The sequence below is a fragment of the Mycobacterium sp. 852013-51886_SCH5428379 genome, from assembly GCF_001665575.1.
Lineage (GTDB): Bacteria > Actinomycetota > Actinomycetes > Mycobacteriales > Mycobacteriaceae > Mycobacterium.
In genome coordinates this window covers 66,340-92,617 of the sequence record NZ_LZSU01000022.1, presented here as the reverse complement: position 1 = coordinate 92,617, position 26,278 = coordinate 66,340, and the positions used below count along the sequence as shown (strand labels likewise).

The 26,278-nt window shown below is 68.0% G+C and carries 25 protein-coding genes, 1 other RNA gene and 3 pseudogenes; 11 read left to right on the top strand and 18 right to left on the bottom strand.

Annotation, left to right across the window (positions count from 1 at the left end; all coding sequences use genetic code 11):
• Nucleotides 1–23: 23 nt before the first annotated feature.
• A pseudogene (locus A5757_RS10955) lies at nucleotides 24–323 on the top strand (acyl carrier protein); the annotation flags it as partial.
• A complete protein-coding gene (gene mbtN, locus A5757_RS10950) occupies nucleotides 320–1,489 on the top strand; it encodes a mycobactin biosynthesis acyl-ACP dehydrogenase MbtN (protein WP_066833153.1) in 1,170 nt (389 codons plus the stop codon). The pseudogene A5757_RS10955 and the gene mbtN, both read left to right, overlap by 4 nt.
• A gap of 117 nt (nucleotides 1,490–1,606) precedes the next feature.
• Here mbtN and A5757_RS10945 read toward each other — a convergent pair whose 3' ends face one another.
• The 3 genes and pseudogenes from A5757_RS10945 to lnt form a co-directional block, all read right to left on the bottom strand.
• Nucleotides 1,607–2,743, bottom strand: coding sequence for a transglycosylase family protein (locus A5757_RS10945; protein ID WP_369815934.1), 1,137 nt, complete (start codon nucleotides 2,741–2,743; stop codon nucleotides 1,607–1,609).
• A 135-nt stretch (nucleotides 2,744–2,878) separates the two neighbouring features.
• A pseudogene (locus A5757_RS23635) lies at nucleotides 2,879–3,175 on the bottom strand (transposase); the annotation flags it as partial.
• A gap of 28 nt (nucleotides 3,176–3,203) precedes the next feature.
• On the bottom strand, nucleotides 3,204–4,739 hold the full coding sequence (lnt, locus tag A5757_RS10940; RefSeq protein WP_231983948.1) for an apolipoprotein N-acyltransferase: 1,536 nt from the start codon (nucleotides 4,737–4,739) through the stop codon (nucleotides 3,204–3,206).
• A gap of 53 nt (nucleotides 4,740–4,792) precedes the next feature.
• On the opposite strand from lnt, the gene A5757_RS10935 reads away from it, so the two are divergent.
• On the top strand, nucleotides 4,793–5,302 hold the full coding sequence (locus A5757_RS10935) for a ceramidase domain-containing protein (protein ID WP_066833151.1): 510 nt from the start codon (nucleotides 4,793–4,795) through the stop codon (nucleotides 5,300–5,302).
• 23 nt (nucleotides 5,303–5,325) lie between these two features.
• Nucleotides 5,326–5,865: a nuclear transport factor 2 family protein gene (locus tag A5757_RS10930; protein ID WP_066833150.1), complete on the top strand. Its 540-nt coding sequence runs from the start codon at nucleotides 5,326–5,328 to the stop codon at nucleotides 5,863–5,865.
• On the opposite strand, the gene A5757_RS10925 is transcribed toward A5757_RS10930, so the two are convergent.
• A complete protein-coding gene (locus A5757_RS10925; protein WP_066833149.1) occupies nucleotides 5,805–6,452 on the bottom strand; it encodes a GNAT family N-acetyltransferase in 648 nt (215 codons plus the stop codon). The genes A5757_RS10930 and A5757_RS10925 overlap by 61 nt on opposite strands.
• Nucleotides 6,453–6,533: 81 nt before the next feature.
• Between A5757_RS10925 and A5757_RS10920 the strand changes: the two genes are divergently transcribed.
• From A5757_RS10920 to A5757_RS23625, 3 genes and pseudogenes are all read left to right on the top strand, one after another.
• A complete protein-coding gene (locus A5757_RS10920) occupies nucleotides 6,534–6,734 on the top strand; it encodes a hypothetical protein (RefSeq protein ID WP_066833148.1) in 201 nt (66 codons plus the stop codon).
• Between the two features lie 55 nt (nucleotides 6,735–6,789).
• Nucleotides 6,790–7,698: pseudogene (locus A5757_RS23630) on the top strand (DUF1460 domain-containing protein); the annotation flags it as partial.
• Nucleotides 7,699–7,719: 21 nt separating this feature from the next.
• Nucleotides 7,720–8,433 carry a DUF1460 domain-containing protein gene (locus tag A5757_RS23625; RefSeq protein ID WP_308195056.1) on the top strand — a complete coding sequence of 238 codons (714 nt, stop codon included), beginning with the start codon at nucleotides 7,720–7,722 and terminating at the stop codon, nucleotides 8,431–8,433.
• On the opposite strand, the gene A5757_RS10910 is transcribed toward A5757_RS23625, so the two are convergent.
• The 13 genes from A5757_RS10910 to prfB form a co-directional block, all read right to left on the bottom strand.
• Nucleotides 8,434–9,888, bottom strand: coding sequence for an SDR family oxidoreductase (locus A5757_RS10910; protein ID WP_066833147.1), 1,455 nt, complete (start codon nucleotides 9,886–9,888; stop codon nucleotides 8,434–8,436).
• A gap of 55 nt (nucleotides 9,889–9,943) precedes the next feature.
• A complete protein-coding gene (locus tag A5757_RS10905; protein ID WP_197497313.1) occupies nucleotides 9,944–10,153 on the bottom strand; it encodes a hypothetical protein in 210 nt (69 codons plus the stop codon).
• Between the two features lie 295 nt (nucleotides 10,154–10,448).
• Nucleotides 10,449–11,246 (bottom strand): SDR family NAD(P)-dependent oxidoreductase, encoded by a 798-nt coding sequence (locus A5757_RS10900; protein ID WP_231983947.1) that lies wholly within the window; start codon nucleotides 11,244–11,246, stop codon nucleotides 10,449–10,451.
• Between the two features lie 103 nt (nucleotides 11,247–11,349).
• On the bottom strand, nucleotides 11,350–12,177 hold the full coding sequence (locus A5757_RS10895) for a cutinase family protein (RefSeq protein WP_066833144.1): 828 nt from the start codon (nucleotides 12,175–12,177) through the stop codon (nucleotides 11,350–11,352).
• Nucleotides 12,178–12,350: 173 nt separating this feature from the next.
• Nucleotides 12,351–12,718: a transfer-messenger RNA gene (gene ssrA / locus A5757_RS10890) on the bottom strand.
• Nucleotides 12,711–15,083, bottom strand: coding sequence for a bifunctional diguanylate cyclase/phosphodiesterase (locus A5757_RS10885; RefSeq protein WP_066833143.1), 2,373 nt, complete (start codon nucleotides 15,081–15,083; stop codon nucleotides 12,711–12,713). Before A5757_RS10885 ends, ssrA begins: the two co-directional genes overlap by 8 nt.
• Before the next feature lie 92 nt (nucleotides 15,084–15,175).
• A complete protein-coding gene (locus tag A5757_RS10880; RefSeq protein ID WP_082929406.1) occupies nucleotides 15,176–16,021 on the bottom strand; it encodes a DMT family transporter in 846 nt (281 codons plus the stop codon).
• Entirely contained in the window at nucleotides 16,018–16,512 is a 495-nt protein-coding gene (gene smpB / locus A5757_RS10875; RefSeq protein ID WP_066833142.1) for an SsrA-binding protein SmpB, read from the bottom strand. Before smpB ends, A5757_RS10880 begins: the two co-directional genes overlap by 4 nt.
• A 3-nt stretch (nucleotides 16,513–16,515) precedes the next feature.
• Complete coding sequence (gene ftsX / locus A5757_RS10870) at nucleotides 16,516–17,412, bottom strand: permease-like cell division protein FtsX (protein ID WP_066833141.1); 897 nt, start codon at nucleotides 17,410–17,412, stop codon at nucleotides 16,516–16,518.
• Nucleotides 17,412–18,101, bottom strand: coding sequence for a cell division ATP-binding protein FtsE (gene ftsE / locus A5757_RS10865; RefSeq protein WP_066833140.1), 690 nt, complete (start codon nucleotides 18,099–18,101; stop codon nucleotides 17,412–17,414). Before ftsE ends, ftsX begins: the two co-directional genes overlap by 1 nt.
• Before the next feature lie 40 nt (nucleotides 18,102–18,141).
• Complete coding sequence (locus tag A5757_RS23620; RefSeq protein WP_082929405.1) at nucleotides 18,142–18,669, bottom strand: hypothetical protein; 528 nt, start codon at nucleotides 18,667–18,669, stop codon at nucleotides 18,142–18,144.
• Nucleotides 18,666–19,622 (bottom strand): mechanosensitive ion channel family protein, encoded by a 957-nt coding sequence (locus A5757_RS10855; RefSeq protein WP_066833138.1) that lies wholly within the window; start codon nucleotides 19,620–19,622, stop codon nucleotides 18,666–18,668. Before A5757_RS10855 ends, A5757_RS23620 begins: the two co-directional genes overlap by 4 nt.
• Nucleotides 19,612–20,727 carry a peptide chain release factor 2 gene (gene prfB, locus A5757_RS10850; protein ID WP_066833261.1) on the bottom strand — a complete coding sequence of 372 codons (1,116 nt, stop codon included), beginning with the start codon at nucleotides 20,725–20,727 and terminating at the stop codon, nucleotides 19,612–19,614. Before prfB ends, A5757_RS10855 begins: the two co-directional genes overlap by 11 nt.
• Before the next feature lie 180 nt (nucleotides 20,728–20,907).
• Between prfB and A5757_RS10845 the strand changes: the two genes are divergently transcribed.
• Complete coding sequence (locus tag A5757_RS10845; RefSeq protein WP_066833137.1) at nucleotides 20,908–22,308, top strand: FAD-dependent oxidoreductase; 1,401 nt, start codon at nucleotides 20,908–20,910, stop codon at nucleotides 22,306–22,308.
• A 4-nt stretch (nucleotides 22,309–22,312) separates the two neighbouring features.
• Here the strand turns inward: A5757_RS10845 and A5757_RS10840 are convergent, their stop codons facing one another.
• Nucleotides 22,313–22,672 (bottom strand): hypothetical protein, encoded by a 360-nt coding sequence (locus A5757_RS10840; RefSeq protein ID WP_066833259.1) that lies wholly within the window; start codon nucleotides 22,670–22,672, stop codon nucleotides 22,313–22,315.
• 24 nt (nucleotides 22,673–22,696) lie between these two features.
• Between A5757_RS10840 and hisN the strand changes: the two genes are divergently transcribed.
• The 3 genes from hisN (at nucleotide 22,697) to A5757_RS10825 (ending at nucleotide 26,276) form a co-directional block, all read left to right on the top strand.
• Complete coding sequence (gene hisN / locus A5757_RS10835) at nucleotides 22,697–23,506, top strand: histidinol-phosphatase (protein WP_066833136.1); 810 nt, start codon at nucleotides 22,697–22,699, stop codon at nucleotides 23,504–23,506.
• A gap of 83 nt (nucleotides 23,507–23,589) precedes the next feature.
• Nucleotides 23,590–24,999 carry an acyl-CoA dehydrogenase family protein gene (locus A5757_RS10830; protein WP_066833135.1) on the top strand — a complete coding sequence of 470 codons (1,410 nt, stop codon included), beginning with the start codon at nucleotides 23,590–23,592 and terminating at the stop codon, nucleotides 24,997–24,999.
• A gap of 65 nt (nucleotides 25,000–25,064) precedes the next feature.
• Entirely contained in the window at nucleotides 25,065–26,276 is a 1,212-nt protein-coding gene (locus A5757_RS10825; RefSeq protein WP_066833134.1) for an acyl-CoA dehydrogenase family protein, read from the top strand.
• The last annotated feature ends 2 nt before the right edge of the window (nucleotides 26,277–26,278 follow it).

Sequence of the window (26,278 nt, the reverse complement as noted above, 5' to 3'; positions counted from 1 at the left end):
CTCGCCGGGTAAGCCTAGCCTTACCTGAATGGTGGGGTGTACCGTCCCTGCGCGTGCAAGCAGAACAACCTGTGGACGTCAGCGCCGCGCTGACCGAGATCCTGCGCGACGACATGCAGGTCGACGTCCGCCGTGTGACACGCGAGTCGCGGCTCATTGACGACGTCGGACTCGACTCCGTGGCCTTCGCCGTGGGCATGGTGGCCATCGAGGACCGTCTCGGCGTCGCCCTCGACGAAGAGGACCTGCTGAGCTGCGATACGGTCGGCGACCTCGAAGCGGCGATCGCCGCCAAACTGTCGGGCGTTCCCAGCACCTCGTGACCGCGACCGTCGAGACCGGCGTCGACTACGGGACCCTCCTGGACCGCACCTTCGACGACCAGGTGGCCGCGTGGACGGCGGACGCCGAAGCGACGGAGCACTTTCCGCGCGCGCTGATCGAGCACCTCGGCCGGTCCGGTGTGTTCGCCGAGAAGTGGGGCGACGGCCAGCACCCGGACGTCGCGAAGCTCGTCGAATTGGCGATCCGGCTGGGCGGCCTGGGATCGGCAGGAATCGGCGTGGGCGTCAGCCTGCACGATTCGGCGATCGCGATTCTGCGCCGCTTCGGTAGCTCCGATCACCTGCGCGGGATCTGCGAGGCGGCGATCCGCGGTGACGCGGTGCTGTGCATCGGCGCCTCGGAGGAGTCAGGCGGATCGGACCTGCAGATCGTCGGCACCGAAATGCGTTCGGCGCGGGATGGATTCGAGGTCCGCGGGGTCAAGAAGTTCGTCTCGCTGTCGCCGATCGCGGACCACATCATGGTGGTCGCGCGCAGTGTGGACCACGATGCCACCAGCCGGCACGGCAACGTCGCCGTCATCGCGGTGCCCACCTCCCAGGTGGAGGTCCAGGCGCCGTACCGCAAGGTGGGGGCGGGCCCGCTGGATACGGCCGCGGTCCACATCGACACCTGGGTGCCCGCGGACGCACTGGTCGCCCGGGCCGGCACCGGGCTGGCGGCGATCTCCTGGGGACTGGCGCACGAGCGGCTGTCCATCGCGGGTCAGGTCGCCGGGGCGTCGCAGCGGGTCATCGGGATCACGCTGGCGCGCATGATGAAACGACGTCAGTTCGGCCACACGCTGTTCGAGCATCAGGCGCTGCGGATGCGGATGGCCGATCTGCAGGCGCGGGTGGACATGCTGCGCTACGCGCTGTCGGGCATCGCCGCGGAGGGTCGGCTGGACCTACGCTCGGCCGCAGCGATGAAGGTCACCGCCGCCCGCCTGGGCGAGGAGGTGCTCTCGGAGTGCATGCACATCTTCGGCGGATCCGGCTACCTGACCGCCGAGACGCCGCTGGGACGCTGGTGGCGGGATATGAAGCTCGCCCGCGTCGGGGGTGGCACGGATGAGGTGCTGTGGGAGCTGGTGGCCGCCGCCATGCGCCCCGACTACGAGGCCTACGCCGAGATGATCGACTCCTCCACCGGGGACAGCTGAGCGAATCGCGCCGCCAAGAAAGCTGGATCGCCGCGAGTGTGAACGCTCTGCGAAGTAAGGGCCGGCTCCTCGCAACATGTTCACACTCGAGTGGGAACCAGTTCGGGCGGGGCTCGGTCAGCGCCGCACGCGGGCGCTGCACACCGGCCAGGCGCCCCAGCCCTGACCTCCGCGGGTGAGTTCGGCGATCGCGATCTGCTCCTCGCGGGTGGCCAGATCGGCGCGCGGCGCGTAGCGCAGGCCGCCGAAGCTCTCCCAGGTGCTCTGGGTGAATTGCACGCCACCGTAGAAGCCGTTGCCGGTGTTGATGCCCCAGTCACCGCTGGATTCACAGTGCGCCAAGGCGTCCCAGGTCGCGGCGTTGCGGACCGGCGGGACCTGGGTGCCCGGCTTGGCGCCCACCCGCTGGATCTGCGGCCTCGCCGGCGAGATGACCTGGCGGTTCAGGACGTAGCGACCGGTCACCTGCCCGTTGACGGTCCTGACGGCGAACGTGACGTCCTGAACACCGGGTTTCCCGGGGTCGTCGACGATGCGGCGGCTGAGGTTGATCGACGGATCATGGACGCGTTGCAGCGACGGCGGCAGGGGTAGCCGCTCGGAGACCTCGTGCACCCTGATGCGGGTGACCACGATCCGCATGCCCTCCACGACCGGCGTCGACGCCGGTGGGGTGACCGTGTCGGACTGTTCGAGCGGGACGCCGGCCACCGCGAGCAGAGCGCCGACCGTGGGCGCGGCCAGTCGCTGCTCGGTGTGAAAGCCGCCGTCGTTGATCTGCACCTGTTTCGGAGTCACCACGTTCAGGGACATCCCGGCCAGCGGAACGTTGTCTGGACGCGAGGCGCCCACGGGTGCGGCATCCGGCATCGACAACCGGTTCAACGCTTCGTCGACGGTCCGCGCCGTCGTCCAGACCTGCTCGCCCGGGCGTCCGTCGACCGACAACTGCAGGGGGCGGGCACGATTCAGCACGATGGTGTCGGCATCGCGGACCACCTGATCTGCGCCCGGACTGATCTCATCATGCGGGCCGAGCACATAACCGTTGGCCCGCAACACCGAGTCGACCCGAGACGTCATCGTCGACACCGTCGTGGTGACACCGTCGACCGACAGCGTCACGCGCTTGGCCACGCCCACAGCGAACCCGCCGGCGCACATCAGCATGACCAGAAGTGCACCCAACCATGCGCGCCGGGCGTTCCTGGTGCCTGCGGGTCGACGATCGGTCTCCTCCTCGGCCGCATCTATCTGTTCCGCCTCGTCCAGAAGCGTCAGCACGTCATCGGCCAGAGCGTCTCTTGTCCGGCCGCGCAGCGTGATCCGGCCCAGCCGGGTGACTCCCACGGACTGGCAGCACACCAGGGTGTGCACGAAAAGCAGCGTCAACGCGGGCTGGTGCCGGCGACGGAACGACGCGAGATCCTGATGATGCGGCGCCCGACCCGCGGTGATCCACCGAAGTCGGGGTTCCTCGAAGCACTCTCGCGCGAGCCGCCGCGAAGAAGTGACTCCGGTGGCGTAGCCGTACAGCAGAACGGCCGCCGTCGAGGGTGATTCGTCCAGTTTCCCGTCCGCCAGTCCACTGATCAGCCGGACGAACCGGTCGGCCGCGAGGCCACCCTCTAGCGTCGGAGACGCGGACCTGGCCGCATCGCCGGGTCCGCGAGATGTCCTGTCCATCACCGCTGTCTGAGTCATCAGCGCCTCATCATGCCCCCGACACGCCGTCTCCGGCTGCACCCGACCGGCGTGTTGCCCGTTGAGCTGACCGAATCCGCAGCGCGGCCATCGCCATGGCGCCCGCGACGATCGAGAATGCCATCGCCAGTACCCAATTCCCGAACCGCTGGAACGCGGTGGTGTGGGATCCCAGCGGGACCTCGACTATCAGGACGCCGCTTTCGCCGGCGTCGAACCAGCCGAGTTGCCTGCCTCCTGCGTCGAAAGCGGAACTGTCCCCGGACAACCCGGTGTGCACGGCTGGGTGGCCGACCTCAACGGCGTGCACCGCGACCTTGCTGGCCAATTGCGCCTGGGCCCAACTTCCCTGATACGTCGAGGTCGAACTCTGATATGCCAGCAGCTGCGCGCCGCGCTGGACCACTTCGCGGGAAAGGTCGGAAAACGTTGTCTCGAAACTGATCAGCGGTCCGATAGCAAGACCCCGCCCGGTGTGCAGCACTATCGGCTCACTGCCACGCTGCCGATCCTCCGCCGCGGCCTTGGTGTGTCGGGTGGCCCACCCGAGCAGTGGCCGCAGCGGCACGTACTCCCCGAACGGCACCAGCCGCATCTTCGAGTAGGCGCCGCGCGATCCGTCCGGCCCGATCAGAACCGACGATTTGCGGATCGCACCGGTGCGGTCGCGGGCGTCGACGTTGACGAGCAGGTCGGCACCTACTCGCCGGGACAGGTCCGCCAGAGGAGCCATCGCCTCCGGCCGGCCGACGACATCGACTCCTACACTGCTCTCACCCCAGACGATCAGGTCGAGACGCTCGCCCCGCAATCCCTCCGTCAGCGCTTCGCCGGCCGCCTGACGTGCCCCGGAGTCCTCGATGGCGCCGGGTTGCACGAGAGCCACCCGGACGGTGGGCCCGGCCGGTGGCTCCGGCCCGAGCCAGAACCATGCCGGACAGAGTGCCGCGCAGGCCAGGGCCACCGCTGCGACGAGGACGCGGTCGGCGACGCGTCGCTGCAGCATCACGACGACGATTGCGGTGTTCGCCGCGACGATCAGAAAGCTGGTCAGCCACACGCCGCCGAGCGAGGCGGAGGCAAGAGTGGCCGGCTGATTCCATTGCGACGCCCCGAGCAGCGCCCACGGTCCGCCCAGTGCGGGCAGGGAGCGCACCGCTTCGGCGAGAACCCACACACTGGATAGCACCGCGATCGCCGCGATTGTCCTGCGAGCCGTAAGCGGTTGGCGGAGGAGCACATACGTCGCCACTCCCCACGGCAGCCACAGCGCACCCAATCCCACGGCCAACACGATGAACAGCGGACCCGTACTCGAGATCAGCCAGTACTGGGTGGCCATGACGTAGCCCGCCATCCCGCACCACGCCCGCAGGGCCGCTGTCCGGGCGCTCGGCGCCGAGCGCACGACGAGCAGGAGCGGGACGACGCCCACCCAGGCCAGCCACCACCAGGACGGCGCGGGAAAGGCCAGTGCCGGCAGTGCGCCCGCGAACAACGCCGCGGCGAAGCCCGGCCAGGTGCGCCTCGACACCGATGCACTCACACCGCCCACCGCCCAACCTTTCGTGCGATATCCACACGCTACGGTGATCGACCATGCGGTTCCTGACCGCTCCAACCGAATTCGGCCTTTCGGACTGTGAGCGCATCGCCGAGGGGGTGCTCGCACAACCCGTCCTGGCCGTCACCAGCCTGGCCTACGTCGCCGCCGGGTTGGTCGTGCTCTGCTGGGCCAGGCGGTGGCGGGCGCCGCTGGCGTGGGCCGCCGCCGTGGTGCTCGTGGCAATCGGGATCGGTAGCTTCGCATTCCACGGCCCGCAGCCGTCGTGGGCGAAGCCGGCGCACGATCTGCCGATCATCGCCGCCGCAGTGGTTTACGCCGCCGTTCTTGCCCGTAGCCGGCGCTCACGGTGGCGGTCGGTCTGGGTGCCGGCCGCCGGAATCTTCGCGCTGGGATTGGTGGCCTACGCCGCGGGACGGTCCGGTTCGCCGCTGTGCCGGCCCGACAGTCTGTGGCAATACCACGGCGCATGGCATGTCTTCTCCGCCATAGCCGCCGTGTATGCCGCCCGTGCGATGGCGCCGTATGGCACCGTGTCGACGTGAGTTCTGATGCGCTGACGCAGGAAATGCTCGACGAGTTCCAGCTCCGGAAACTGGTGCACAGCTACAGTCGCTTCGTCGATCGCGGCGATATCGAGGCGCTACGCGGGCTATATCACCACGACGCCGAGGATGACCACGGCGCATTCTCCACGGGCTCAGTCGACGGCTTCCTCCAGGGGCTCATCGCCTCCCGCCCGTATCTGCGCTCGATGCAACACCACATCACCACGGTGAACTTCGCCGTCGACGGTGACCGTGCCGAAGGCGAGATCTACAGCATCGCCACGCACACGTTCGCGGCCAAGGGCCGCGATGTCGACGTCACGGTCGGTGGCCGCTACCTCGACAAGTACCGAAGACACGACGGCACATGGAAGTTCAGCGAACGCAAGATCGTCACCGATTGGGCCACCGTCGACGACCCGTCCCGTCTTGACTTGAGTCATCCCATCACGCGGGACACCGCCACGGGCTGCCCGGATGCGAATGACCCGTCCTACGGTTACTTCTCGTTACTCTCAGGCGACGGCGGAGCATCGTCCGGCGTGCGCGGCAGCGCGTAGAGCGCCATGCGCCGGTTGGCCATATCGTGCTCGCCGAGAAACACACAGCCGGCGAACTCGCACACCTGGCGGGCTCCGGTGTTGCGGTGGTCCGGGTCGAACATGATGCGGCGGCACTGCGGTTCGGTCTCGAAGATGTTGGCCACCACCCGGGGTAGCAGCAGCGGCCCGAGCCCCCGGTTGACGAACTTCTCGTCGGCGATCGCGACGTGCATACCGAGGTCGTACGGGTCGGCGTCGTAGCGCGGGGCGATGGAGTCCTTGGCGGCGCGGTACAGCTCGACATAGGCGACCGGGGTGCCGCGGAAACTGCCTATCAGCGGCCGCGAGAACGCCCCGTCGAGTTGCGCCTGCAGATATCGCCGCCACCGTTCGGGTGGCCACGGGTACTCCCAGGCCTCGACCAGGTGCGGGCGGTTCATCCACTCCGAGATCAGCTCACAGTCGGCGTCCGCGTCGACGAGCCGCACCGAGAACGGGGCTGCCACGACTGGCAGCGGCGGTGCGGGGACCGCCCTGACCTCGGCGGAGATCGACGTCAGTTCGCGCGGCAGGATCGGCTTGAGCGCCTCGTCGGTGTCGGTCATTTGTCGGCCGAGCCTACCGGAGCCGGATCGCCGCAGGCCGGATACGTCGTCCCGGTCGGACGCCTGTGCGATGGTGGATCCATGACCGTCCGTGACCGGGTCGCCGAGTTGAGGCGCTGGGAGGACAGCGGCGCCCTGTGGTCGGTGGTGTCCCGCGGGCCCGGCCGGCTGACCGTCGCCCTGATGACGTGTGACGGGGGCGAGGAGGTCGACCGGTTCGAATCGACCGATCCCGCGGTGCTGGAATTCGTCGGCGACCGGTCCAGCAGCATGGACGCCTGACCGACCAGCGACGCTGGATGGGAGCGGTACGTTCGGACGGGTGGAGTACCAGCGGCTGACGGCCACCGCGGCCCGGCGCATCGCCGCTCTGTCGGTGGCGGTCGTCGTCGGCGCGTGCGGCGGTGCCGAATCGACGCCACCCCCGGCCACGGTCGAAGCTCCGGCTGCCGCACCCGCCCCGCAGGCCGCGCCGGACCGGGTCCTGGCGATGGACCCCGCGCGGCTGGCCGACGACCTCATCGCCGATGAGCGTGCGCTGCGCGACCCCAAGTCCTCCGGCGACGTTCTCGACGCGGCCGCCCACCGCCAGCAGGCCGCCTACCGCGCCCTGGGCCGGCATCCCGAGTGGGACCCGGTCGCACGGCCCCGCATCCCGCCCGAACTCCTCGCCGCCTATGACCGCAACATCGACGCCCGCCGGCAGCTCTCCGCGATGGGCCCGGACGTGAGCACCCGAGACACGCTGCCCGCGTGGCGTATTCGCCCGCCCGAACCGCTCGACGAGTTGATGGCGCACTACCGGGCGACCGAGGCCGCATCCGGCGTCGGATGGAACTATCTGGCGGCGATCAACTTCATCGAGACCGCGTTCGGGCGCATCGAGGGGTCCAGTTCGGCCGGGGCGCAGGGGCCGATGCAGTTCATGCCGTCGACCTGGGCCATCCACGGTCAGGGCGGCGACATCGGCTCCCCGCGCGACAGCATCGCGGCGGCCGGCCGCTTCCTCGCCAGCCATGGGTTCGCCCGGAACCCAGAGGCGGCGCTGTTCCGGTACAACAACTCGAACAACTACGTCCGGGCGGTCCGCGATTACGCCGAGGTCCTCGCCGCCGACCCTGCTGCGATCGCCGGCTTCTACCGGTGGGACGTGTACGTCAACACCGTCGCCGGCGACATCGTGCTGCCCACCGGTTACGCGGAACGGTCACCGCTTCCGGTCGCTGAATTTCTCAGACGTCATCCTGACGCGCTGTCGGCCGATCGGATGTCCAACCGAAGCCTGCGAGCGCTGGAACGGATGCTGGCGTTCCGGGCCGGCCAACCGTCGGCAGGCAGTCCGGAACGCTCCGATGCCCTGTCGCGGCAGTTCCTCGGAATCCCTTACGGCGCAAACAGCCTCATCGGTTCGGCGATGGTGCCCGAACAGCTGGTCGTGGATCTGGAGAGGGTCGACTGCTTCACCTACGCCGACTACGTCGAGGCGCTCAAACGTTCCGACACCCGCGAGGCGTTCTTCGACGAGCTGGTCGGCGTCCGGTACCGCGACGGCGTCGTCGGCTTCCAGACCAGGAAGCACTTCTTCACCGACTGGTCGACGGTAGCGCCCACTGTCGCCGACGACGTCACGAATACGCTGAGCGACAAGGCGATTCGCGTCACGAAGGATCTGAATCAGAAGGACTCGGGCGGTGTCTACCTACCCGGGCTGCCCGTGGTCACGCGCACGCTGTCCTACATCCCCAGCCGCGACGTCGACGGCGGCGTGCTCAGCCGGTTGCGCACCGGTGACTACATCGGGGCCTACTCCCCCGACGGTGGCCTCGACGTCACCCACGTCGGCATCTTCGTCGCCGGTCCGGACGGACCCGTCCTGCGCCACGCGTCGTCCCTCGAGAGGGAGAACAAGGTCGTCGACAGCCCGCTGGAGGACTACCTGCGGTCCATCCCCGGCATCGTGGTGCTCCGTCCCGTGCAGTGATCACCACTTCGCAGGCGAATAGTCCTTGAGGAAGCAGCCGTACAGGTCTTCGCCCGCTTCGCCGCGCACGATGGGGTCGTAGACCCGGGCCGCCCCGTCGACGAGGTCGAGTGGCGCGTGGAAGCCTTCGTCCGCGAGCCGCAGCTTCGTCGGATGCGGACGCTCGTCGGTGATCCAGCCGGTGTCGACAGCCGTCATGAGAATGCCGTCGCGCTCGAGCATTTCGCCGGCACTGGTGCGGGTGAGCATGTTCAGTGCGGCCTTGGCCATGTTGGTGTGCGGGTGGCCGGGTCCCTTGTAGGCCCGGCTGAACTGCCCTTCCATGGCCGAGACGTTCACGATGTACTTGCGGCGGGCCGGTGAGGCGGCCATGGCCGGCCGCAGTCGACTGACCAGGATGAACGGCGCCGTCTGGTTGCACAGCTGCACCTCGAGCAGTTCCATCGCGTCGACCTCGTGCACACGCTGGGTCCAGCTGTTGACCGGTGCGGTGTCGGGCAGCATTCCGCCTGCGTCGATGGCGGTTCCCGCGGCGATCCGCTCCGGGGACGCACTGCGGGCGGCCAGTGCCAACTCCGACACCGGAGGGCAGGAGCGAAGCGACCCGGGAGAAGACGGCGCGTGCGGAGTGTGGTGGGTCGCCAGGCTTCCCGCCAGCGCGGCCGGGTGGGCGTCACTGACGCGGTCGAAACTGACCACGTCGACGAGCTCGGGCGCCGGGGTCTTCTCCGCTTCGACGAGTGCCGCGTAGGAACCGGGTGCGCGGCGCACCGTCTGGGCCGCATTGTTGATCAGGATGTCGAGCGGGCCGCGGGCGGCCACGGTGTCGGCGAGGGCGACGACCTGGGCGGGGTCCCGCAGGTCGATGCCGACGACGCGCAGCCGGTGCAGCCAGTCGGCGCTGTCGGGCATCGAGGCGAAGCGCCGCACCGCGTCGTTCGGGAAGCGGGTGGTGATGGTGGTGTGGGCGCCGTCGCGGAGCAGTCGCAACGCGATGTACATGCCGATCTTGGCGCGGCCCCCGGTGAGGAGCGCGTGCTTGCCGGTCAGGTCGGTGCGGGCGTCGCGTTTGGCGTGGTTGAGCGCGGCGCAGTCCGGACAGAGTTGGTGGTAGAAGGCATCGACGACGGTGTGGTGGGTCTTGCAGATGTAGCAGGCGCGCGAGCGCAGCAGGGTGCCCGCAGTCGCCCCGGGCGCGGTCGACACCAACGGCAGACCCGCGGTCTCGTCGTCGATGCGGCCGGGCGCCGCCGTGGCGGTGGCGGCGATGACGGCCCGGTCGGCCGCCGCCACGGCATCACGCTTGGCGTGCCGACGGGCTTTGCGCACCGACTTGAAGATGCCTGCGGTCGCCCGACGCACGGCGACGGCGTCGGGATGCTCGGGCGGTAGCGACTGAACGTCGGCCAGCACCTGCAGGCACATCTCGAGCTTGTCGGGGTCGATCGCGTTCACCGGGGAAGAGTACGGCGCTGCGGGCCTAGGTCCCGAATCGTCGGCGACGGCCGCCTCACGACAGCGCGCTGACCGCCTTGATGCCACTACCGACAAGTGCGCACGTGCCGGCCACGATCGCCAGCGCCGCGGCAGTGGTGAACAGTCCCGCCTTTTTGTCGGTGTCGACGACGTCATCGCATTCGAGCGGCAGAGGGTACGGCGGCGGCATGAGGGTAGGTCGGGTGACGCTCTCGGTAACCCCAGGTTGCGTGAGCATCAGCATGTCGTCGTCCGCCGTCTCGTCGTTGCCACAGATTCCTCGCACAGCACCACCCCAGGCAGGCTGATCATGACGAGCGTAGCGCGGTGGCGGGCGGAGTCAAGCAATGACGACACGCGATTTGGTTACAGTTTGCATAAACAAGAGACTGCTATGCCAGTAACTCCACCTATGAGCGCATTGTGCAGCTCAGATGCCATGTCGGACGCGAACCGAAGTTGGCCGAATGCTGCGTCTGATGGACGTAATCAACATCACTTTGCAGATGTAGCAACTAGCAGGTCACAGCAGCAAAACGCTACTGTGCGAGGTATCCGCCGTCGACGGGCAGCACGGCGCCGGTGATGAAGGAGGCGTCGTCGGAGGCGAGGAAGACGATGGCCTTGGCCACCTCTGCCGGCTCACCGATGCGTCCCATTGGGTGCATGCTCTCGATCGCTGCCAGATACTCCGCTCCGCCGGGCTCGTCGGGGAGTTGCTGGACGCGTTCGGTGCGGATCGTGCCCGGGGCGACTGCGTTGACCCTGATGCCGCGGTCGGCCCACTCGACCGCCAGGTGCTGAGTCAGACCGGTGGCGACGTATTTGGCGGGCCCGTAGGCGGCCTGGCGCTTCTGTCCGGCGAGTCCGGAGATCGAGGACAGACAGACGATCGAGCCGCCGCCCGTCTCGAGCATGGCCCCGATGGCGAATTTGCACGTGAGAAACATGCCGCGCCCGTCGACCGCCATGACCTGGTCCCAGTCGGAGGCGCTCATCTCCATGACATCGCCGAGCGGGATGATGCCGGCGTTGGCGACGAGCACGTCGAGACGGCCGAAGCGCTCGGTCGCCGCCGTGATCATTCGCCGCGCGTCGGCCTCGACGGAGACGTCGCCGACGACGGTCTCGACCTCCGTCCCCGCGTTCCGCAACTGGTCGGCCAGCGCGAGCAGCGGTTCGGCCTGGATATCGGTCGCCACGATGCGGGCGCCCTCGCGGGCGAAGAGTTCGGCGGTCGCGCGACCGATGCCGAATGCCGCTCCGGTGACCACTGCCGATTTGCCGGCGAGACGTCCTGATTGGTGGGTCATCGCGTCAACACCGGGTGAATTCATCGCGCCATCGTGTCATCACGGGTTGACGCTGTCCTGTTATTGATGATCGCGCCCAGGGCCGGTCTCAGGGAGGTGGTACGGGCGCTGAAGTAGCTTCGTGAAGTCAGGGCAAGCCCGCCACAGCGGACGGGTTGTACGTCGACAGCGTCGGATCGAATGTCGGCGTCTGCGTCCCATATCCCGGCGGCATGTGGTCCGATCCCGCCGGCGGTGAGGCATAAATCGGAAACTGCCCGTACCCAGGCGCCTGCCCGAAACCGGGCCTCATGTGGTCGATCCCAACCAGCAGCTTGGAAGCAGTGAAGGCGGCGGCCTGCGTGGTGTACGCGGGAACGTAGCCGTTGGTGTGCTCGCTCCACGCGTTGCCTTCGCCGGCGTGACAGATCGGATCGGCTGGGTTGCAGAGGTCGATCCCCTTCCCGGCGAACAGCGCGGTCTGGGATGGCAGCTTGGTGCCTGCGCGGTTCGCGACGTTGCCGAAGGTGGCGATCGCCACGACGCTGCCCGCCAACGAGGACGGAAGCGCGGCGCCCCAGGCGATTCCGACGATGGGATTGCCGACGAGGATGTTGACGACGTTCGCGCCCTGCGAGTATCCGCCCAACACGATCTTGGTGTCGGGACACGAGGCGAGCGTGGATTTGATGTGGGAAATCGCGTCCTTGGCGCCGTCACCGGTGCCCAGCTGCAGCTTGCCCGCGTCATAGTCCACCGCGTAGGTCGCGATGTTCAAGCCGAAGGTTTGCGCACGCAACGAATCTGCGAAGGCGTTACCGACCTGACCCATACCTTTGGGCTCGTCGGTGCCCCGGGCAAACACGACCTCGGCGTCGGCGCAGTCGTCAGCCGACGCAGGCGGGACGGTCGAGATGACGTTCAACGCCGCGACACCGAGGAGTGCCGTCACACCCACCCGGGCCCAGCGAGACATGCGTGTGAATCTACTGGGAAAACGGAATCGGTAGGAACGCTTGCGGAATTGGATCGCGTCGGATCACCTGCAAATTAACTGCTGCGTCAAGCAGGGAGCAAACCCCACGAGGCGTACCGGAGCGCCCCAACAACAAAGCGGGCCAGGACTTCTCGTCCTGGCCCGCTTCTTGTCGGTGGAGCTGCCGGGAATCGAACCCGGGTCCTACGGCATTCCCTCAAGGCTTCTCCGTGCGCAGTTCGCTATGTCTCTACTCGGATCTCCTGATCACGCGAACAAGTCAGGATGACGATCCCAGTCGCTGTTTGATGTCCCCACGGGTTCCGCGACCGAACCCGTAGGTGGTTCCCTCTAGATGACGCCAGGGTCCGGGCCGAGGGCCCTCCCGGTCTGACGGACTAGCTTCGCTTAGGCAGCGAGAGCGTAGTCGCGCTGATTGGAATCGGCGCTTAATTGGTTTGCAACGACGCTTACGGTGGTCTTTGCCTGCACCGGCACGCTTCCCTTGATTCGATGCGCGAAGTCGAAACCGTTCAGCCCCTCGCATCCCCGTCGACCTTCGGCGGGATAGTCAATGGTACGTGAGACTCAACGCTGCGCTCCACCGGATTCTTCCGGACACGGTCACGGATCGTCGGCCCGAGACGATCGACGGGGACCGGCCGGCCGAACAGATGCCCCTGCGCCAATCGGCAGCCTGCCGCCATCACCGTCTCGCCCTGGGCCGCGGACTCGATGCCCTCCGCGATGACCTCCAGCCCCAGCGCGTGACACAGCCCGATCACCGAGCGGTACAGCGTGACGTCGCGGTCCGGGTCCGCACCCACGGCCAGCCCACGGTCGAGCTTGATGATCTGCACCGGCAGCGCGTGCAGGTAGGTCAGAGAGTTGTAGCCCGCGCCGAAGTCGTCGAGTGCGACGCGGATACCCGAGGCGTTGAGCTGCTCGATCTCCGCGGCCGCTTCCGCGAGGTCCACGATCGGAACCGTCTCGGTGATCTCCACGACCAGTCGCTGCGGCGGCATCCCGTGCCGGGCCGGCGTCTGCCTCACCTGCTCGGTGAAGTCGCGGTTGCCCAGCCGGGCCGCCCCGACGTTCACGTGGACTGCGACCTGCAGATTCGCTTCGCCGACCTCGCGGCATGCAGTGTCGAGCACCAGCAGATCCAGGGTCGCGCCGAGGCCGGCAGCTTCGGCGCTGGCCACGAACGTCTCGGGCGGGATCTCCATGCCATTGGGCGCGGTCCACCGCGCCAGCGCCTCCACGGCCACCGGCATCGCGTCGTCCAGACGCACCACCGGCTGATAGACCAGCCGGAAACCGGACGGCGTGCCCCCGTCGGCTTCCCGCAGCGCTGTCGGGAAACTCGTGGTGGCCGACGACGACGGCTGGTACACCACCGCGGTGTCCTTACCCGACCGCTTACCCGCGTACATCGAGATGTCGGCCTGCCGCAGCAGGTCGTCCGACGTGGGTGTCGGACCCTCGGTCGGCGGCCGGACCAGACCCATGCTCGCGCGCACCCGCACCGCGGACCCGTGGACGGCGAACGGTTCCCGCAACGCCAACCGGAGGCGGTCGGCGACCTCCTCCGGCGGCCCCGCTCCACCGTCGACGAGGATGGCGAACTCGTCGCCGCCGATGCGGGCCAGCGTGTCGTTCTCCCCCATGCACCGCTGCAACCGCTCGCCGACGGCGCAGAGCAGGTTGTCCCCCGCCGCGTGACCGAACCGGTCGTTGACCTCTTTGAAATCGTCGAGGTCGACGAAGATCAGCACGAAATGGCCCGCCTCGATGGCCTCCTGGAGCCGTTCGGCGAACAGCAGCCGGTTGGGCAGACCGGTCAACGCGTCGTGGTTGACCTGATGGGCGAGCTTGCGCTGGGTCTGGAACAGCCGAAGGGTCAGCAGCCACTGCGCCCGCATCGCGATCACCTGCCGCGACGCGACCAGCAGGATCAGGATCAGCGCCGACACCGTCACCGACGTGTCGACGTAGCGGCCGACCCTGAAGTGGAAGGCGAACAACACCGCGACACCGAGAAAGCCGCTGTAGGGCAGGATCAGCTGCGCCCAGTCCATCGCACGGTGACTACCGTCGTTGGCCCGTCGCGGCCGTGCCTGCAGGTCGAGCACGGCGAAACCGATCAGCAGCGGACCGACAACGAACCCGATTCCGCCCCACAGCTCCTGGCCCTCGACACCGACACTCTCCAGATAGGCCAGCAGCCGGTCCGACGCCGCGATCACCGCCACGCCGCACGTGAGGAGCAATCCGTTGGCCCGGTATGGCCGGTTGGGCCGGTACACCATGGCCATCACGATCGCGGTGACCACGACGACGGATTCCAGCACCGCGAACGCGATCTGAACGGACTCGTCACTCGAACGCGGCAGGGAGTTGGTGGTGGAGAACATCCCCCGACCAGCGATAAGCACGAAGATGACGAACGACATGATCGCGACCAAGCCGTCGAGCACGGTGGTCACGACGTACAGCCGCGTCGGGCCATCCAGTCTGCCGAGGACGCCTTGACCGGCCCGGGCCAGCAGCAGCAGCGAACCGAGGGCGCACAGCAGGAACAGGAAGTAGCTGGCGACGCCGACCGACGCTCCCAGCTCGCCACCGCCGACAGTTGCGCGGCGCGTCCACCACAGGACTTCGCCGAACAGCCAGCAGGCCAGCCCGGCGGCGATGAGAAGTCGCCACCATCGCAGGATGCCGCTCATCCGGCGGGCCACCACGAGCCCGCAGATCACCGCGCCGGCGGTGACCACGAACTGGATGCCGGCCGCAACCCGTCCGGCCAGCGCGTCGCCGTGGAAGGCGAGGGCATTGACCGTCCACAGCAGCAGAACGCCGGAGAACAAGATGAGGCGCTGTTGATAGCCCCTGACCGCCAACACCCCCTTTGGCAAATCCGACAGGAGACCATCGTGCCACGAATCTCTCACCCGACCGCCGCGAATTTCGCGTGCCGTGCGCCGACAGCTAAAGGTCAGCCACCGGCGATCATCGCGACGGCCACCAGCGCGAGCACCATGCCCGAGGCCTGCCAGCGCGTGACCCGTTCACGTAGCACGACGATCGCGAGCAGCACCGTCGCCGCCGGGTACAGAGACATCAGCACCCCGGCCAGCGACAGCAGGGAGGCCTGCAGCGCCAACAGCATCGCAACGTTGGCGCCGGTGTCGAGCAGCCCGGCCAACACCGCCAGGCGTAGCGGCACACCCGACGGCGGGCGGAGCTGACGGCTGGCGATCGCAATGCCGAAGACCAGCACCGTCGCCGCGACCCGGGCGAAGACCAGCGGCCACAGGTTTGCCTCGACCGGCGCCTGGGCGATGAGGACGAAGTTCAGACCGAACCCGATTCCGGCGCCGACGGTCAGCCAGGCAACGGCCTTGGTGAACCGGTGCGGCCGGACGTCCTCGTCGGTCGCCTCGCGGCTCACCAGCACCACGGCCGCCAGGGCGACGGCGACACCGACGGCGGCGATCAGGCCGGGGCGCTCCCCCAGCGCCAATCCGACGCCGACGGGCAACCCCGCCACCAGCACCGCCGTCAGCGGTGAGACCACCGAGATCGGCCCAGAGCCCAACGCCGCGTAGAACCACCAGACACCCAGACCCTGGGCGATACCGCTCAGCGCACCCCACACGACCGCGGGTGTGGAGATGTCGCCGCCGATCAGCACAGCGAGGGCGGCCAGCAACACCATCGCGATCGGGTAGGACACCACGACGATGCGCAATGCGGCGACGCGCCGGGCGGCCACACCGCCCACGAAGTCGCTGACCCCATAACCCACAGCGGAAGCCAGCGCTAACAGGACTCCGATCAGGACATGCCCTTGGCGCGTCGACCGAGTTCACGAACGACTTCACGCTGGGCATCGCGGCGTGCGAGATCTTGCCGCTTGTCGTGGGCCTGCTTACCGCGGGCCAGGGCCAGTTCCACCTTCACCTTGCCGTCGGTGAAGTACAGCGACAGCGGCACCAGGGTCAGGTTGCCGTCCCGGATCTTGCCGACGAGCTGGTCGATCTGCTTGCGGTGCAACAACAACTTCCGGTTGCGCCGTGGTGCGTGGTTGGTCCAGGACCCGTGGTGATACTCCGGGATGTGCAGGTTGCGTAGCCAGATCTCGCCGTCGTCGACGGTGGCGAACGCATCCGCCAGCGATGCCTGCCCGTCTCGCAGACTCTTGACCTCGGTCCCGACGAGTGCGATACCGGCCTCGTAGGTGTCGAGAATCGAGTAGTTGTGGCGGGCCCTGCGGTTGGTCGCGACCACCTGGTTGTTGCGGTCCTTCGCCGCACCGGCCTTTTTCGCCACGACCTACCTTCGCACGTACAGCCGCAGCGTGACGTATGCCGTCAGACCCGACATGGCCAAGCCGAGGAACAGCATCCACGGTGCGCAGTAGTAGACGACGTCCCGGAAGTCGACCTGGGCGATGAGGTTGGCTTGATAGAACTGGTCGAGCGCGTTCTCCAGGAACAACGACCGCACCAGGATCAGCCCCACGATCGCGAGCACCACACCGATCAACGCGGCGAGCATCGCTTCGACCAGGAACGGTAGCTGGGTATACCACCGGCTGGCGCCGACGAGTCTCATGATGCCGATCTCGGTACGCCGGGTATAGGCCGCGACTTGGACCATGTTCGCGATCAGTAGCACCGCCCCGACCGCTTGGACCAGAGCTATCGCGAACGCCGCGTTGCTGATCCCATCGAGCACCGCGAACAACCGGTCTATCAGGTCCTTCTGGTTGAGGACATTGAGTACGCCGGGTTGCCCGACCATCGCCTCGTCGAACCCCTGGTGTTCCTCGGGGTTCTTGAGCTTGACGACGAACGACGCCGGGAACGCGTCCTTACCTGCGACGTCCTTGTACTGCGGGAACTTTGCGATGGCGTCGTCGTAGGCCTGGTCACGGTTGAGGAACCGCACCGAGGCCACGTCGTTGCGGTCCTCGATCTGCGAGCGCAGCGCCTTGCAGGGGTCGGCGTCACACGTGGGGTCGCCGGCCGAGACCTCGGGGGTCAGGAAGACCTGGCTCTCCACCCGGTCCAGGTAGATCGCGCGTGACTGGTCGGCCAGCCGGATGACCAGCAGGCCGCCGCCGAAGAGGCCGATCGAGATGGCGGTGGTGAGGATCATCGCCACCGTCATGGTGACGTTGCGACGAAGTCCGGTCAGGACCTCATTGATCAGGAACCCAAAACGCACTAGCGATCCATTCCGTAGATGCCGCGCTGCTCGTCCCGGACCAGGCGGCCCAGCTCCAGTTCGAGGACGCGTTGGCGCATCGAATCGACGATGTGATGGTCGTGGGTGGCCATCAGCACGGTCGTTCCAGTGCGATTGATGCGTTCCAGCAGATCCATGATGTCTTTACTCGTCTCCGGGTCGAGGTTGCCGGTCGGCTCGTCGGCCAACAGCACCAACGGCCGGTTCACGAACGCCCGCGCGATGGCGACGCGCTGCTGCTCACCGCCGGACAGCTCGGCCGGCAGCCGGTTGGCCTTACCGGACAGCCCGACCATCTCGAGGACATCGGGCACGACCCGGTTGATCACCTCCGACCGCTTCCCGATCACCTCGAGCGCGAAGGCCACGTTCTCGAACACCGTCTTCTGCTGCAACAGCCGGAAGTCCTGGAACACGCAGCCGATCACCTGGCGCAGGCCCGGGATGTGCCGACCGGGCAGCTTGTTGACGTGGAATTTCGACACCCGGATGTCGCCCTTGGTCGGCGAGTCCTCGGCGAGCAGCAGCCGCATGAACGTCGACTTGCCCGAACCGGACGGTCCGATGAGGAACACGAACTCACCCTTGTCGATCTTGAGCGAGACGTTGTCCAGCGCGGGCCGCGCCGAGGACTTGTACTGCTTGGTCACGCTGTCGAGGGTGATCATCACGGCACGCCAGTGTAGCGGTGGACGGGCGCGGTCCCCGCTACCCCGGCAGGCCCGGCAGTCCCGGGAACGGCGCTGGGGGTGGCGCTGTCGACGGAGTCGGAGCCGGCGGCACCGTGACCGTGCGCGGCGGTAGCAAACCCGATCCGTCGGGATCGATGACCGTGGTCGTCGGCGCGAACGGCTCCGGCGACTCCGGCGACTCCGGCGACGTCGGTGACGTCGGTGAGGTCGGGCTCGTCGTCGGGGTGGTGGTCGTGGTGGTCGGCGGCGTCGTCGTGGTCGTCGTGGTCGTGGTGGGCCATTGGGTCGGGACCGGTGTCTGCACCTGGGTGCGCGGCACCCAGGTGTAGTCCGGATCGGGCACGAACCCGGGCGGCACCACTTGTTGGTGCGCCGGGGGCTCAGGTGGGGCAGGCTCCGGGGTGAAGGTCTGCTGCAACCAGGCGAGCGCGATGAACAAGGCGATCAGCCCCGCGGTCGAGGTGCGAACCCGGCCGCCCGGCAGATAGCGCGGCCACCCGCGGTCGTCACGACGCCATCTGCGCAACACCTGTGCGACGTTCACTGCTTCGACTCCGGCCGGCTCTGCTGCGCCTCCCCGTGGCCGCCGATGGTGTCGACGGTCGGGGTGTGGTCCGGGGTGGCGATGCCGGCCCGCGCCAGGGCCGCGATGATGCGGATGCGCAGCCGCCTGCCGACGTCGAACTGCTTACCGGGCAGCGTGCGGGCGACCATCCGCAGATTGACGGTGTCGAGTTCGATGCTCTCGACGCCCATGAGCTGTGGCGTGTCCAGCAGCAGTGCCCGCAGACCCGAATCGTCCATGGCGTCCTCGCCGACCGCGTGCAGCAGCTCGTTGACGCGGTTGAGGTCGACGGTCGTGGGGACCGGGATGTCGACGACGGCGCGGGCCCAGTCCTTCGACATGTTCAGCGAGCGGACGATGTTGCCGTTCGGGACCGTGAAGACCTCACCTTCACTGGTGCGCAGTTTGGTCACCCGAAGGGTGACCTCCTCGACGGTGCCCTCCGCGGCCTCGTTGGCGCCGACCATGCTGAGCTGCACCAGGTCGCCGAAGCCGTACTGACGCTCGGTGATGATGAAGAACCCGGCCAGCAGGTCCTGCACCAACTTCTGCGCACCGAAGCCGAGAGCGGCACCCAACACGGCGGCCGGGGCGACGAGCGATCCGACGGGAACGTTGATCACGTCGGTGATCTCGACCGCGACGACGACGAACAGGACGGCGATCGACACCCAGGAGATCACCGACGCCACGGCCTGCCGGTGCTTGGCGCTCTCGGAGCGCACCAGCTGATCGCTCTCCATGTACTCGGCGTCGATGCGCCGGGTGACCCGGCGGGCGATCCAGTTGATGAACCGGGCGGCCAGGAGCGCGCCGACGACGAGCAGGGCGATCTGCAACCCCTGCGTCAGCAGCCAGGTGCCGATCTCGCCGTGCCAGAAGTTGTGCCAGCCGTCGGCGAAACCGTTCGCCTGGAACGTGCTACTCGTCATCGCGCCTGTTACGCCAGCGGATGCCGGCTTCGAGGAATCCGTCGATGTCGCCGTCGAGCACGGCCGCCGGACTGCCGACTTCGTAATCGGTGCGTAGGTCTTTCACCATCTGATACGGGTGCAGGACGTAGGAGCGCATCTGGTTGCCCCAGGAACTGCCGCCGTCTCCCTTCAGGGCGTCGAGCTCGGCACGTTCTTCCAACCGCTTGCGTTCCAACAACTTAGCCTGCAACACCCGCATCGCGGAGACCTTGTTCTGCAGCTGCGACTTCTCGTTCTGACAGGTCACCACGATCCCGGTCGGGATGTGGGTCAGCCGGACCGCGGAGTCGGTGGTGTTCACCGACTGCCCGCCGGGGCCGCTGGAGCGGTAGACGTCGACGCGCACGTCGCCCTCGGGGATGTCGATGTGGTCGGTGGTCTCGGTGACCGGCAGCACCTCGACGTCGGCGAACGACGTCTGGCGGCGGCCCTGATTGTCGAACGGGCTGATCCGGACCAGGCGGTGGGTGCCCTGTTCGACCGACAGCGTTCCGTAGGCGAACGGCGCGTGCACCGCGAAGGTCGCGCTCTTGATCCCGGCCTCTTCGGCGTAGGACGTGTCGAACACCTCGACGGGGTACTTGTGCTGCTCGGCCCAGCGGATGTACATGCGCATCAGCATCTCGGCCCAGTCGGCGGCGTCGACGCCACCCGCACCCGACCGGATCGTCACGACCGCCTCGCGCTCGTCGTACTCGCCGGACAGCAGCGTGCGGACCTCCATGGCCTCGATGTCCTCGCGCAGCTTCTCGAGTTCGGCGTCGGCCTCGTCTGTGGCGTTCTGGGCGTCCGCCCCCTCCGCCTCCGCGGCGAGCTCGTAGAGCACCGGCAGATCCTCGACGCGCTGGCGCAGTTCCTCGACGCGGCGCAATTCGCCCTGGGCGTGCGACAGCTCGCTGGTCACCTTCTGGGCGTGCGTCTGGTCGTCCCAGAGGTTGGGATCGGAGGCGTCCTGCTCGAGCTTGGCGATCCTGTCGCGCAGACCGTCGACGTCGAGCACGCGCTCCACCGTCGTCAAGGTGGTGTCCAGTGCGGCGATGTCAGCTTGTCGGTCGGGTTCCACGAGCATTGAGGTTACCGGCCGTGTGGTGGGCCTCCGCCCCGACGCCTGCCGGTCCGAGACGAGTCCCCGCGACTTCCGACGAGCGAGGCGTCCACTTGATTAGAGTCGGGATGGTACCCAGCCGGACACGTCGCGACAGCCCCCAGCGCGCGTCCGGGTAGTGACAGGAGGCACCCTCACATGCCCCAAGAACGCCCCTACTACGTGGCGATCGTCGGATCCGGCCCGTCCGGTTACTTCGCCGCCGCATCGTTGCTGAAGGCCGCCGACGGTCAGGACGGCGCCGATCCGCCGCGCGACGTCCGGGTCGACATGTTGGAGATGCTGCCCACCCCCTGGGGTCTGGTCCGCTCCGGCGTGGCGCCCGACCACCCGAAGATCAAGTCCATCAGCGCGCAGTTCGACAAGACATCGAGCGACCCGCGGTTCCGGTTCTTCGGCAACGTCGCGGTCGGCGAGCACGTCCAGGCCGCCGAACTCGCGGAGCGGTACGACGCGGTGATCTACGCCGTCGGCGCCCAGTCCGACCGGGCCCTCGGCATCCCGGGCGAGGAGCTCGAGGGCAGCGTGGCCGCGGTCGACTTCGTCGGCTGGTACAACGCCCACCCGCACTTCGAACAGATCACGCCCGATCTGTCCGGCGCCCGCGCGGTGGTGATCGGCAACGGCAACGTCGCCCTCGACGTCGCCCGCATCCTCATCACCGACCCCGACGCGCTGTCGCGCACCGACATCGCCGACCACGCACTGCAGACCCTGCGGCCGTGCGGCGTCGAAGAGGTGGTGATCGTCGGCAGGCGGGGTCCGCTGCAGGCCACCTTCACCACCCTCGAGTTGCGCGAGCTCGGCGCGCTCGAGGGTCTCGACGACGTCGACGTGATCGTCGACCCGGACGACCTCGCCGACATCACCGACGAGGACCTCGAGGCCGCGGGCAAGACGGTGAAAAACAACGTCAAGGTGCTGCGCGGTTACGCAGAGAAGGGCGCTGGGCGCGGTGCGTCAGAGGCGAAGCGGCGCATCGTGTTCCGCTTCCGCACCTCCCCCATCGAGATCCGGGGCGACGGTCGGGTCGAGTCGATCGTGCTGGGCAGCAACGAACTGGTCACCGACCCCACCGGCCGCATCGTCGCCAAGGACACCGGTGTGCGCGAGGACCTGCCTGCCCAGCTGGTGGTCCGCGCCGTCGGCTACCGCGGCGTCGAAACCCCCGGGCTGCCCTTCGACGAACGCACCGGCACCATCCCGCACACCGACGGACGCGTCGAGGACAGCCGCAACGCGTACGTCGTCGGCTGGATCAAACGCGGTCCGTCCGGGGTGATCGGCAGCAACAAGTCGGATTCGCAGGCCACTGTGGACCGGCTCCTGGCCGATCTGGCCACCGGCGAGCTCGCCGACTTCGGCACGGGTCACGCCGAGGAGGTCGTCGAGTGGCTGCTGTCGCGTCAGCCGAAACTGGTGACCGACGACCACTGGCGCGTCATCGACGAACACGAGCGGACCGCCGGTGAGGGGTCCGGGCGGCCACGGGTGAAGCTGACCAACGTGGCGGAGATGCTGCGCATCGGCCACGGCTGAGCCGTCAGAGCTGCTCCGGTGAGGCGGGCGGCGTCGGCGGCTGCTCGGGCGGGGCGAACGCCCAGTTGTCTGCGTTCTTCGCCGAGTAGACGACGGGGAACAGCGCGCCCATGGAGGGCCAGTCGTTCACGTCGACCGCCATGCGCTGATAGACCACGTGCTCGTTGACGTTCGGGCCGTTGATGACGCCGCTGATGGTGACGAACTGTTCGCCGGTCACCCCTTCAGGGCGCGGGCTGACGCCGGTCACCAGCAGCGTGCCCTGCAGTGCGTCGCCGCCGATCCCGCGACGTCGCCTGATCCACGGCGCAGCGAGCAGCACCAGTCCACCGATGATCAACAGCATCACGAGGAATTCCCACACCCCGCCCATGGTAGGACTGCTGCCATGAGCCCCGCTTCGTCCGACGTCTCCGCCGATCTCGCTCTCGCGCTCTGGCTGGCCGACCATGCCGATGCGCTGACCGCCGACCGCTTCGGCGCGCTGGATCTGCGGGTGGACACCAAACCCGACCTGACGCCGGTGTCCGATGCGGACCGTTCGGCCGAGACCGCGATGCGCGACATGTTGGCCCGCGAACGTCCCGACGATCTGGTGCTCGGCGAAGAATTCGGCGGTACCGCCGCGTTCACCGGCAGGCAGTGGGTGATCGACCCGATCGACGGCACCAAGAACTTCGTCCGGGGCGTGCCCGTGTGGGCCACGCTGATCGCGCTGCTGAACGACGGCGTCCCCGTGGTCGGCGTGGTGAGCGCGCCGGCACTGCGCCGGCGGTGGTGGGCGGCCGCCGGTCAGGGCGCGTTCGGCGTGGTGTCCGGCGAGTCCCCGCGCCGGCTGGAGGTATCGGCGGTATCCGATCTGGAGTCGGCCAGCCTGTCGTTCTCCAGCCTGTCCGGATGGGCGAAACGCGGGGTGCGCGACCGGTTCATCGAGTTGACCGACGCGGTGTGGCGGGTTCGCGGGTTCGGCGACTTCTTCTCCTACTGCCTGCTCGCCGAGGGTGCGGTGGACATCGCGGCCGAACCCGAGGTGTCACTCTGGGACCTGGCTGCACTCGACATCCTGGTGCGGGAGGCCGGCGGAGTGTTCACCAACGTCGAGGGAGTCGCGGGGCCGCACGGCGGCAGCGTGGTGGCGTCGAACGGACTGCTGCACGACGCGGTGATCAACCGCTTGTCCACACCGCGACGAGTGTGAGCCTCACAACACAGCGGCCCGACCTTACTCTGGAGTAAGATACGGTCAGAGTCATCGCCCCCCAACCACGTGAGGCTGCTGACATGACCGACATCCTGTCGTCCAACAACGGAAAAGACACCCGGCCGAGGCGAACCGGCAGGGAGAGCGCCGTGGGCCTGCAGCGACACCGCCGGACCGCGACCGACGTCGGGTTGGCGCTGCTCACCCCGCTGGTCGGGCAGGAGTTCCTCGACCGGTACAACCTGCGGGATCCGCTCAACCGCGGCCTGAAGCACGGCATCAAGCACGCCTTCTCCGCAGCGGGCGCGTCGAGCCGGCAGTTCAAGCGGATCCAGGGCGTGGGCAAGCCCCCGGCGCGGCTGAAGCCCAGCGGTGCGGACTACTTCGATCTGACGCCCGACGACGACCAGAAGATGATCGTCGAGACGGTCAAGGAGTTCGCCGAGGAAGTCCTGCGGCCCGCCGCGCGCGAGGCCGACGATGCCGCGACCTACCCCCCAGACCTCATCGGCAAGGCCGCCGAACTCGGCATCACCGCGATCAACATCCCCGAGGACTTCGACGGCATCGCCGAACACCGTTCCACGGTGACCAACGCACTGGTCGCCGAGGCGCTCGGCTACGGCGACATGGGGCTCGCGCTGCCGATCCTGGCCCCCGGCGGAGTGGCCGCCGCGCTGACCCACTGGGGCAGCGCCGACCAGCAGGCCACCTATCTGCGGGAGTTCGCCGGCGACAAGGTCCCGCAGGGCTGCGTCGCGATCGCCGAACCGCATCCGCTGTTCGATCCGACCGCCCTGCAGACGACCGCGGTGCGCACGCCGGGCGGCTACCGGCTCACCGGCGTCAAATCGCTGGTGCCCGCCGCCACCGAAGCCGAACTGTTCATCGTCGGCGCCATGCTCAACGGCAGGCCGGCGCTGTTCATCGTCGAATCCGCCACCGAGGGCGTCAGCGTCCAGACCGATCCGAGCATGGGTGTGCGGGGGGCGGCGATCGGCCGCGTGGAGCTCACCAATGTCGCGGTCCCGCTGCACAACCGGCTGGGCGAGGACGGTGCCTCCGAGGCGGAGCACGCTCAGAATTACTCGGAGGCGATCGCGTTGTCCCGGCTGGGCTGGGCCGCGCTGGCCGTCGGCACCTCGCACGCGGTGCTGGACTACGTCGTGCCCTACGTCAAGGAGCGCGAGGCGTTCGGCGAGCCGATCGCCCACCGGCAGTCGGTCGCCTTCATGTGCGCCAACATCGCCATCGAGCTCGACGGGCTGCGCCTGATCACCTGGCGCGGCGCCTCCCGCGCCGAGCAGGGCCTGCCTTTCGCCCGCGAGGCCGCGCTGGCCAAGCGGCTCGGCAGCGACAAGGGCATGCAGATCGGCCTCGACGGCGTTCAACTGCTCGGCGGCCACGGCTTCACCAAGGAGCACCCCGTCGAGCGCTGGTACCGCGATCTGCGAGCCATCGGCGTCGCCGAGGGCGTTGTCCTCATCTGAGCGTCCTCATCTGAGCGTCCTGATCTGAGCCACATACCGAACCGAACTGGAACGGAACACCCGATATGGCAATCAATCTCGAAATGCCACGCAAGTTGCAGGCCGTCATCGAGAAGGGGCACCAGGGCGCCGCGGAGATGTTGCGCCCGATCTCCCGCAAGTACGACAAGGCCGAACACGCCTACCCCGTCGAACTCGACACCCTCGCCAGCCTTTTCGAGGGAATCTCCGCGGCCAAGACCATCTCGTTCGCCGGGGCGGAGGCGTTCCGGGACGACGAGGACGGCCCGAAGGGAAACATCAACGGCGCCAACATGTCCGCCCTGCTCAACGCGCTCGAGATCAGCTGGGGCGATGTCGCGCTGCTGCTGTCGGTGCCCTACCAGGGGCTCGGCAACGCCGCGATCTCCGGGGTGGCCACCGACGAGCAACTGCAACGGCTCGGCAAAGTGTGGGCGGCGATGGCGATCACCGAGCCCGGCTTCGGGTCGGACTCCGCCGCGGTGTCGACCACCGCCAAACTCGACGGGGACGAATACGTCATCAACGGCGAGAAGATCTACGTCACCGCCGGCTCCCGCGCCAGCCACATCGTCGTCTGGGCGACGCTGGACAAGTCGCTGGGCCGCGCCGCGATCAAGTCGTTCATCGTGCCGCGCGACCATCCGGGCGTCATCGTCGAACGGCTCGAGCACAAACTCGGGATCAAAGCCTCCGACACCGCGGCGATCCGCTTCGACAACGTCCGCATCCCGAAGGACAACCTGCTCGGCGATCCGGAGATCCACGTCGAGAAGGGTTTCGCGGGGGTCATGGAGACCTTCGACAACACCCGGCCCATCGTGGCGGCGATGGCCGTGGGCGTAGCCCGCGCCGCCCTGGAGGAACTGCGCAAGATCCTCACCGATGCCGGTATCGAGATCTCCTACGACAAGCCCGCCCACGCCCAGAGCGCAGCGGCCGCGGAGTTCCTGCGCATGGAGGCGGACTGGGAGGCCGGTTATCTGCTGACGGTCCGCTCGGCGTGGCAGGCCGACAACGCCATTCCGAACTCCAAAGAGGCGTCGATGGCCAAGGCCAAGACCGCCCGGGTGGGCAGCGACATCACGCTCAAGGCCGTCGAGTTGGCCGGGACCGCAGGCTATTCCGAACAGACGCTGCTGGAGAAGTGGGCCCGCGACAGCAAGATCCTCGACATCTTCGAGGGCACACAGCAGATCCAGCAGCTGGTGGTGGCCCGGCGCCTGCTGGGCCTGACCTCCGCCGAACTCAAGTAGCC

Coding starts and splice junctions, on each gene's coding strand:
- A5757_RS10895 (WP_066833144.1), bottom strand. CDS start 12,177: ATGTCTCGCTGGGCCCGGGTGGGTGTGACGGCACTCCTCGGTGTCGCG.
- ftsE (WP_066833140.1), bottom strand. CDS start 18,101: ATGATCACCCTCGACAGCGTGACCAAGCAGTACAAGTCCTCGGCGCGG.
- A5757_RS10830 (WP_066833135.1), top strand. CDS start 23,590: ATGACCGACATCCTGTCGTCCAACAACGGAAAAGACACCCGGCCGAGG.
- A5757_RS10935 (WP_066833151.1), top strand. CDS start 4,793: ATGCGGTTCCTGACCGCTCCAACCGAATTCGGCCTTTCGGACTGTGAG.
- A5757_RS10900 (WP_231983947.1), bottom strand. CDS start 11,246: ATGAATTCACCCGGTGTTGACGCGATGACCCACCAATCAGGACGTCTC.
- A5757_RS10930 (WP_066833150.1), top strand. CDS start 5,326: ATGCTCGACGAGTTCCAGCTCCGGAAACTGGTGCACAGCTACAGTCGC.
- A5757_RS10845 (WP_066833137.1), top strand. CDS start 20,908: ATGCCCCAAGAACGCCCCTACTACGTGGCGATCGTCGGATCCGGCCCG.
- A5757_RS23625 (WP_308195056.1), top strand. CDS start 7,720: ATGTCCAACCGAAGCCTGCGAGCGCTGGAACGGATGCTGGCGTTCCGG.
- A5757_RS10925 (WP_066833149.1), bottom strand. CDS start 6,452: ATGACCGACACCGACGAGGCGCTCAAGCCGATCCTGCCGCGCGAACTG.
- A5757_RS10855 (WP_066833138.1), bottom strand. CDS start 19,622: ATGACGAGTAGCACGTTCCAGGCGAACGGTTTCGCCGACGGCTGGCAC.
- A5757_RS10905 (WP_197497313.1), bottom strand. CDS start 10,153: ATGCTGATGCTCACGCAACCTGGGGTTACCGAGAGCGTCACCCGACCT.
- A5757_RS10920 (WP_066833148.1), top strand. CDS start 6,534: ATGACCGTCCGTGACCGGGTCGCCGAGTTGAGGCGCTGGGAGGACAGC.
- hisN (WP_066833136.1), top strand. CDS start 22,697: ATGAGCCCCGCTTCGTCCGACGTCTCCGCCGATCTCGCTCTCGCGCTC.
- A5757_RS10825 (WP_066833134.1), top strand. CDS start 25,065: ATGGCAATCAATCTCGAAATGCCACGCAAGTTGCAGGCCGTCATCGAG.